Consider the following 6,986-nt stretch of genomic DNA (forward strand, 5'->3'; position numbering starts at 1 on the left):
CTCTCATACGACTAAATATGAAAAATAAAACTTTAATCCTTGTTTTTTTATTCCCACTTCCTCAAAAATTGGGCTTTTACAAGATTAAAATATTTCCATGAAATAATAACATTATGTAAACTATTCATAGCAAAAAAGCTGTCTTTTCTATAAAGACAGCTTTTTCTATAACACTATATTAAAAATTGAATACGAAGTCATCGTCTGCTAACTTTTCAACATTCGTTGCTTTTACGTAACCATTTCCTTTTACAGAGAAGAAGTCATGGTTTTTCGTATCTGTACGTAAACCATTTAAAACGATTGGGTTAATTTCTTCTTCCTCAAACTTCGGCTCAAGTCCTAAGTTCATAAGTCCTTTATTCGCATTGTAACGAACGAAACGATTTACATCCTCTACAAGACCGATAGAAGTATAAATTTCTTCTGTATATGCCAATTCAATTTCATACAGTTCCATTAATAACTCTTGCGTTTCCGTTTGTACTTCTTGTTGCTCTTTTGCAGAAAGTTCTGTGAAGATTTGTTGTGCTAAAATACCAACGAATACGCCGTGAATTGACTCGTCACGAATTATTAAGTTAATAATCTCACCACTTGCCGTCAATTTGCCTTGACCTGCTAAGTAAAGTGGATAGAAGAACCCACTATAGAATAAGTAACTTTCTAAGAACACACTTGCTACCATTGCCATGTATAACTCTTTTTTCGTTACTTCAGGCTTTAATAAACGACGATAGTAACTAGTAACAATACCAGCTTTTTTCTCAAGTAATGGATGGTTATCTACCCATTCAAAAATATCATCAATTTCTTCTTCAGTAGCTAACGTTGTGAAAATATGGCTGTAACTCTTCGCATGTACTTCTTCCATAGCGCCCATGAAAGCTAATACACTTTTCGCTTGTAAATTTTCAAGATGAACAAGTACAAGAGGCATCCCTTCGCCGCCTTGTTTCGTATCTAAAAGTGTTAAACCACCTAATACACGCTTATAAGCAATTTGCTCTTCTTTTGATAATTGTGCCCAAGTATTTTTGTCAGAAGACACTGCGATTTCTTCTTCTGTCCAAAACTGAGCGATGTTTTGCTTCCAAAACATTAAACTAAAATCATCTTCTTTTTTGTTCCAGTTTACCGCACGCATTAAATCGCCCCTTCTCTAAATAAACATAAAAAATTGATAACTAAGCATGAGCAGGGTTCAGAAAAACCCTGCTCATAATGTCTCACTTTTTATATTAAACGGTACAAGCCACGCACTCTTCCACGCTTAATTTACGTGTTCTCGTATAATAAAGACTCTTCAAGCCTTTTTTATGTGCATAAATGTAGTAACGTGCTAACTCACGTGTTGAAATATCACTATTAACATAAAGAATGGTACTAATTCCTTGGTCAATATGTTCTTGAACCTCTGCAATTAAATCAATTAATTTAAACTGATTCATATCGTAAGAAGATTTATAGTACCAGAACGTATCTTTTGATAAATACGGCATTGGATAATATGTTGTCGCATTCGCATACGTTCTTGATTCAATTTGACTTACGATTGGCATTACGCTTGAAGTTGCATTTTGAACGTAACTGATCGATTGTGTCGGAGCGATTGCAAGACGATATGAGTTGTATAAACCATTCTTCTGTACTTGCTCTTTTAAACTTGTCCAATCTTCTTTTGTTGGAATATGAATTCCTTCAAATAATTGCTGAACTTTTTCAGTTACTGGGCTGTAATCTTTCGTTTCATACTTTTCAAAGTATGTGCCGTTTGCATAATCAGACTTATCGAAGTCTTTAAATGTCTCGCCTTTTTCTTTAGCGATTTCCATACTTTTCTCAATCGAGTAGTAATTTAACATCATAAAGAATGTACGAGCGAATTCTTTCGCTTCTGCACTTTCATAAGCGATTTTATTTTTTGCTAAATATCCGTGTAAGTTCATTGCTCCAAGTCCAACTGAATGAAGCTCATCATTTGCTTTTTTCACAGTTGGGGCATTCGGAATGATCGTCATATCAGAAACAGCTGTTAAAGCTTCCATTCCCGCATGAACTGCTTCACGAATTTCTTTATTTTCCATTACGTTTACGATATTTAACGATCCTAAGTTACAGTTAATATCACGACGGATAATGTCTTCTGTACCGTAATCATTTATTTCAGAAGTTTCTTGTAGCTGGAAGATTTCTGTCTCGAATGTTCAACCGAGTTCGCTACTCCTCAGTCCGTTGCTCATGCAACTGCTGTATGTCACCATACAGGACAGACTATATCATCACCTACAGCATTACCTGGTTAGGTGCTCCGCTTTTCGAGCGCCAATCGCTTGCGCTCTACTCCCAAATGGGATAGTCGTTAGGCTTTTACTTATCTTAATCTTTCAGAAAGTCTCTTATTACTTTATGTTGTTCAATAACTCTGCTATACAAAATAATAAGATACATTCTGAACTTTTATATTTTCATTCTAAGATAAGATTTAGCACGGTAGGTTACCTCAAACTTGAGGCTTTCCCCGTTTAACGGAGTTTTCGACTAGCATTTCTGCTAGAAGGTGCTACATATTTAACACAAGTTCGACATCTTCACAGTTCCAATATCCTTCAGTGGATGCTGGTTATTTGCATTTGATTTAAACATTAAGTATGGGTAACCAGACTCAAGCTGAATCATAGCAATTTTAATAAGCATATCACGCGCACTAATATCTAGTGGCTTCTTCTTCACTTTCGGATTGCTCATTAATTCATCGTACATTTCGTCGATATCTATATCATCTAAATGTTTTCCGTACTCTTTAAATACTGTATAAGGCGCGAAAACATGGAAAGGTTCGTTTTTCTCAGCAAGCTCAAAGAACTTACTTGGAATGATAATTCCGATTGATAGAGACTGAATACGGCTCTTCTCATCGGCATTTATTTTTTTTGTATCAAGGAATTCTATAATATCCCAATGGAAAATGTTTAAGTATACAGCGCCGGCACCTTTTCGTTGGCCAAGTTGATTCGCATATGAAAACGAATCTTCAAGCAATTTCATAACAGGCACTACACCACTTGCGGCGTTATCAATACCTTTAATTTGCTCACCACGTGCGCGTAGCTTAGATAAGTTTAAAGCTACTCCACCACCGATTTTCGATAATTGCATCGCAGTATTAATGTTAAAACCGATTGAATTTAAGCTATCGTCCATCTCTAACAAGAAACAAGACACCATTTCTCCTCTTCTGCTTCTTCCCGCATTTAAAAAGGTTGGTGTCGCTGGTTGGTAGTTTTGTTTTACAATCATGCTTGCGAATTGTTTTGCCTTCGCAACATCACCGCGTCCTAGGTATAATGACACAATTGCTACACGATCTTCATAGCTTTCTAAGTATTGTTTTTGATCATTCGTTTTTAACGCATAATCTTTATAGAACTTAGATGCTGCCATATAAGATTGGAACTCGAAGTTTTCACCATAAGCGATGTTATAAACTCCTTCTACTTCCTCCAAGCTATACTCGTCCAGAACGTTGTAATAGTAATCATGTTCTTTCATATACTCCATTCGCTCTGCCACGCTATTAAAATGAACGGTATTCTCTCTAGCTTCTTCCATAAAGACTTCTAATGCCTCTTTATCTTTATGAAGCTGATAAAAACCGTCCTGCATTTGCGTGATTTCATTATTCAGTTCAATGTGTCGCAATCTCCCGCACCCTTTCTTTAAAATATTCTACATCATTATTTGTTCCAGATAACTCAAATTTTGATACAATAGGCACTTCATATTTAGTAGAAATTTTGTCAGCACTTGCACCAAACATGTCTCCCCAATTACGATTGCCACTTGCAGATACGCCTTTTAATTTTTCATTATTGCGTTCTAAAAAGTCTAAAACACGTTCCGGTACATTTCCAAAACCTGTTGTATACGTAATAAGAATAAAGTCTTCATCTAATACTAGAGCTTCATCAATTTGAACGGCCGGCATATTTAATTTGTGGATGAAACGCTTCACGTTTCCTGTCATAGAATCATATGCAACTAACATTTCCGACCCTCCCTCTCCAATCTATATTCTCTGTATGTCGTTTCTTGATTTCTCTATATATTGTATTACGTTTCAAAATAAGACACAAGATATATGTATAAATTCTTTCTTTTTTTAACTTTTACTTTTCGACATGACCGTCGATTTTTTTCAATACAAAGACTATGAAACAACATTCTAAAACTCATGTCAATAAAGTGCTTTTCAAAAAAGTTGTCAACGAATTTAACCTTGTTTTTAAAAAAGTTAACAATATTTTTTGTCATAAAACAGTAAATGCTGGAGTAATATATTTCTCCAGCATCACGCAAAAAAGAACAGACCTTAAACGATAATCTGTTCCAAAAAACGATTACATTTATCAACTTTACTTTATTAAATATTTATACATACTCTTTCGTTCCTCGTTACATACTAAAAGATAACTATTATAGAAAAAGATTATTATTATGGAACTTCAATTTATTTATGAAAAAAATTATTCAGGGTGCTCAATACGCAAAATATCTTTTACAAATATATGATGTGGATTCTCATCTTTATCAAGCATTGTGCATACAGGAGCTTCTTCATCAAAGTATACAATCATTCCTTCTACGTACTGATATGTATGTTGAACTTGTACAGTTACTTTAATTTCTATTGCTTGCTCATATGCTCTTTTTATTTTCTGAAGCATTTTTACTGAACATTTTCGTTTCTCTGGATACATAACCATTCCCATAAACCTATTCCCAGCTCTATCTTTCCACATGTAATCCCAATGTGGCAAGATGCCTTGTTTAAAATCCCCCATAATTCTCCTCTCCTTTATCTTCTATTTATGAACGTGGTGTTTCTGAATATGTATAAATTACCTGTCCACCGCGCTGTGCGTTCCCGATAATATGTTTAAAATCTTCTCGATTTACAACAACTTCCCTGAACGTATAAAATACATCTTTCGTCGCAACATACTCCTTTATTTCACCATTTTTCAGCTGATCCAAAATTGCATTTGCTAATTGTTTATCCATGTATTTCACCTCTCTGCAATAGTTTATTTTATCGCATCTTCTATAGGTCGACAACGGTAAAATTATCCCGTTGCTATTATGTAATTCACTTTCATTATTTTTATAGCTATATCACTTTATTATATTCGCACTAAATATCATATACTAACATAGCTACTTCTCTATATCAAACTTTTTGACGCTCTGTATAACAAAGTTCCAAGCCACTGTTTGTTATTTTATTTTATGCTACAATATATACATAGAACTAGGAGGGATACTATGATTCGGAAAGCAAAAAAGACAGATGCGGTAGGAGTAGCACCTTTACTGTATGACGCTCTGCACGAAATTGCTGAAAAAATCACAGGTAGCACAATTGAAGCAAAAGTAATACTAGGACTTGAAACATGGTTCGCAAAAGAAAATAATCGATTGAGCTATGAAAACTGTTTAGTGGCTGAACAAGATGGAAAAGTAGTTGGAGTTATTGTCGTTTATCACGGTAGTGACGCTGAGCAACTTGATGCACCAATCGTACACCACTTAAGAGAACTACATGAAGATGAATCCATTACGTTAGAAAAAGAAGCTGAACTTGATGAGTATTATATTGACACGTTGTCAGTTTCAAATATGTACAGTGGACGTGGCATTGGCTCTAAATTAATCGATGCCGCTGAACTTCATGCAACTGAAAAAGGTCATGAAAAAATTGCCTTACTTGTTAATTTAGAAAACAAACGTGCTTTTTCACTATATGAAAAACTTGGTTATAAAAAAGATACAACCGTTATGCTCGTTGGCGAACCGTATGCCCATCTAATAAAACCATTACGGTCATTGGTTTCTATATCTTAAAAAGACAATTCTTTTTTGCTTGTTATGTAGAGAAAGAGGCTGCCAAAGGGACAGCCTCTTTTAAGTTAATTTTGTATTTAATACATTTCCATCCATCGCCTCATGAAATGTATATGTTGTACATCCCCATGGCTTCCTATGGAAAATAGGCGAACCAGACCACCCCATTGCCCTCAGTTCAGTCCCAATCATCGGATTAAAATAACTATGACCTACAAGGGCAATACGTCCATGTACGAGCGCATAGCGGTGCAACATATTAGCAGCTTGCCTTGCTCTTTCTCGTACTTCCTTATAAGACTCAACATCTTTACTATAACCAACTATCCATCGTGTACGTCCAATAAACATCCATACATTAGGTTTACATTTCAACCATTTTGGAGCATAAAAACTCGTTGGAACTTCAGCTTCCCTAAAAAGAGGATTTTGCACAAAAGATAAAGAATCCGTTAATTCGGCTGTTGATCGCGCAGCACGCCTCTGATCACTCGTTACGACCAAATTCGCTGATTCAATCATCTCAATTGTTTCAATTGGTATAGGAGTTTTTTTTACTGTAGTCCCTAAATCATATTGCTTCATCCATTCACGAAATGAAATAATTGTCATTGGCTCTATAGTACTGTCCAAACGACCATGACGAATAAAAGAAATTCGCATTCTTTCCACTCCCCATTCATCACTTACGAACTATATTACGTACTATTTCTTATTGCCATCATACCATGCATAAAAAGAAAGTTATATATCCCCACCACTATCATATGTTATCGATGTGTGCACACCATCCAGTCCATCAAAATATGTAGTTGTTTCATGATGACGCACTTTCTTCAACTGCATATAAGAAAATAAAAATAATAAAATCGCTATAAAGCTCCCCACAACTTCAAACATCATTTTACCGCCCCTAATTTCTCCCACTTTAGTAGGTTATTGTATCTTTCATTATACTCCTATATAAAGATGTATGCACTTTCATCATTCCTCTCCTAAACAATATTTTTTACATATTTCCTTACAAAAAGTGAATATTTTTCGAATTTTTACTTTGGAAACATTTACAAAATAGTAAATAT

At 34.9% G+C, this 6,986-nt stretch carries 8 protein-coding genes and 1 pseudogene; 1 reads left to right on the forward strand and 8 read right to left on the reverse strand.

Annotated features, from left to right (window positions below):
* Positions 1 to 178: 178 nt before the first annotated feature.
* The 6 genes and pseudogenes from nrdF to ykzS form a co-directional block, all read right to left on the reverse strand.
* Complete coding sequence (gene nrdF / locus AB3X48_RS14965) at positions 179 to 1,147, reverse strand: class 1b ribonucleoside-diphosphate reductase subunit beta (RefSeq protein ID WP_002064394.1); 969 nt, start codon at positions 1,145 to 1,147, stop codon at positions 179 to 181.
* A 94-nt stretch (positions 1,148 to 1,241) separates the two neighbouring features.
* Positions 1,242 to 2,192 carry a ribonucleotide reductase barrel domain-containing protein gene (locus AB3X48_RS14970; RefSeq protein WP_307831438.1) on the reverse strand — a complete coding sequence of 317 codons (951 nt, stop codon included), beginning with the start codon at positions 2,190 to 2,192 and terminating at the stop codon, positions 1,242 to 1,244.
* 382 nt (positions 2,193 to 2,574) lie between these two features.
* Positions 2,575 to 3,702 (reverse strand): annotated as a pseudogene (locus AB3X48_RS14975) (ribonucleotide reductase barrel domain-containing protein); the annotation flags it as partial.
* Positions 3,689 to 4,048 carry a class Ib ribonucleoside-diphosphate reductase assembly flavoprotein NrdI gene (gene nrdI, locus AB3X48_RS14980; protein ID WP_000959445.1) on the reverse strand — a complete coding sequence of 120 codons (360 nt, stop codon included), beginning with the start codon at positions 4,046 to 4,048 and terminating at the stop codon, positions 3,689 to 3,691. The gene nrdI and the pseudogene AB3X48_RS14975, both read right to left, overlap by 14 nt.
* Positions 4,049 to 4,526: 478 nt before the next feature.
* Entirely contained in the window at positions 4,527 to 4,844 is a 318-nt protein-coding gene (locus AB3X48_RS14985) for a hypothetical protein (RefSeq protein WP_016104259.1), read from the reverse strand.
* A 25-nt stretch (positions 4,845 to 4,869) separates the two neighbouring features.
* Complete coding sequence (ykzS, locus tag AB3X48_RS14990) at positions 4,870 to 5,064, reverse strand: protein YkzS (RefSeq protein WP_002149609.1); 195 nt, start codon at positions 5,062 to 5,064, stop codon at positions 4,870 to 4,872.
* Positions 5,065 to 5,325: 261 nt separating this feature from the next.
* On the opposite strand from ykzS, the gene AB3X48_RS14995 reads away from it, so the two are divergent.
* Positions 5,326 to 5,904 carry a GNAT family N-acetyltransferase gene (locus tag AB3X48_RS14995; protein WP_002158723.1) on the forward strand — a complete coding sequence of 193 codons (579 nt, stop codon included), beginning with the start codon at positions 5,326 to 5,328 and terminating at the stop codon, positions 5,902 to 5,904.
* A 60-nt stretch (positions 5,905 to 5,964) separates the two neighbouring features.
* On the opposite strand, the gene AB3X48_RS15000 is transcribed toward AB3X48_RS14995, so the two are convergent.
* Both AB3X48_RS15000 and AB3X48_RS15005 read right to left on the reverse strand, forming a co-directional pair.
* Positions 5,965 to 6,567, reverse strand: coding sequence for a histidine phosphatase family protein (locus AB3X48_RS15000; RefSeq protein ID WP_002158724.1), 603 nt, complete (start codon positions 6,565 to 6,567; stop codon positions 5,965 to 5,967).
* Between the two features lie 81 nt (positions 6,568 to 6,648).
* Positions 6,649 to 6,807 (reverse strand): hypothetical protein, encoded by a 159-nt coding sequence (locus tag AB3X48_RS15005; protein WP_033710437.1) that lies wholly within the window; start codon positions 6,805 to 6,807, stop codon positions 6,649 to 6,651.
* Between the last annotated feature and the right edge of the window lie 179 nt (positions 6,808 to 6,986).

The sequence above is a fragment of the Bacillus sp. S4 genome (assembly GCF_040838205.1).
GTDB classification, from domain to species: Bacteria; Bacillota; Bacilli; order Bacillales; family Bacillaceae_G; genus Bacillus_A; species Bacillus_A cereus_U.

Excerpts from the sequence above, each read along its gene's own strand:
- ykzS (WP_002149609.1), bottom strand. The coding sequence starts at position 5,064 with ATGGATAAACAATTAGCAAATGCAATTTTGGATCAGCTGAAAAATGGT.
- nrdI (WP_000959445.1), bottom strand. The coding sequence starts at position 4,048 with ATGTTAGTTGCATATGATTCTATGACAGGAAACGTGAAGCGTTTCATC.
- AB3X48_RS15000 (WP_002158724.1), bottom strand. The coding sequence starts at position 6,567 with ATGCGAATTTCTTTTATTCGTCATGGTCGTTTGGACAGTACTATAGAG.
- AB3X48_RS15005 (WP_033710437.1), bottom strand. The coding sequence starts at position 6,807 with ATGATGTTTGAAGTTGTGGGGAGCTTTATAGCGATTTTATTATTTTTA.
- AB3X48_RS14995 (WP_002158723.1), top strand. The coding sequence starts at position 5,326 with ATGATTCGGAAAGCAAAAAAGACAGATGCGGTAGGAGTAGCACCTTTA.
- AB3X48_RS14985 (WP_016104259.1), bottom strand. The coding sequence starts at position 4,844 with ATGGGGGATTTTAAACAAGGCATCTTGCCACATTGGGATTACATGTGG.
- nrdF (WP_002064394.1), bottom strand. The coding sequence starts at position 1,147 with ATGCGTGCGGTAAACTGGAACAAAAAAGAAGATGATTTTAGTTTAATG.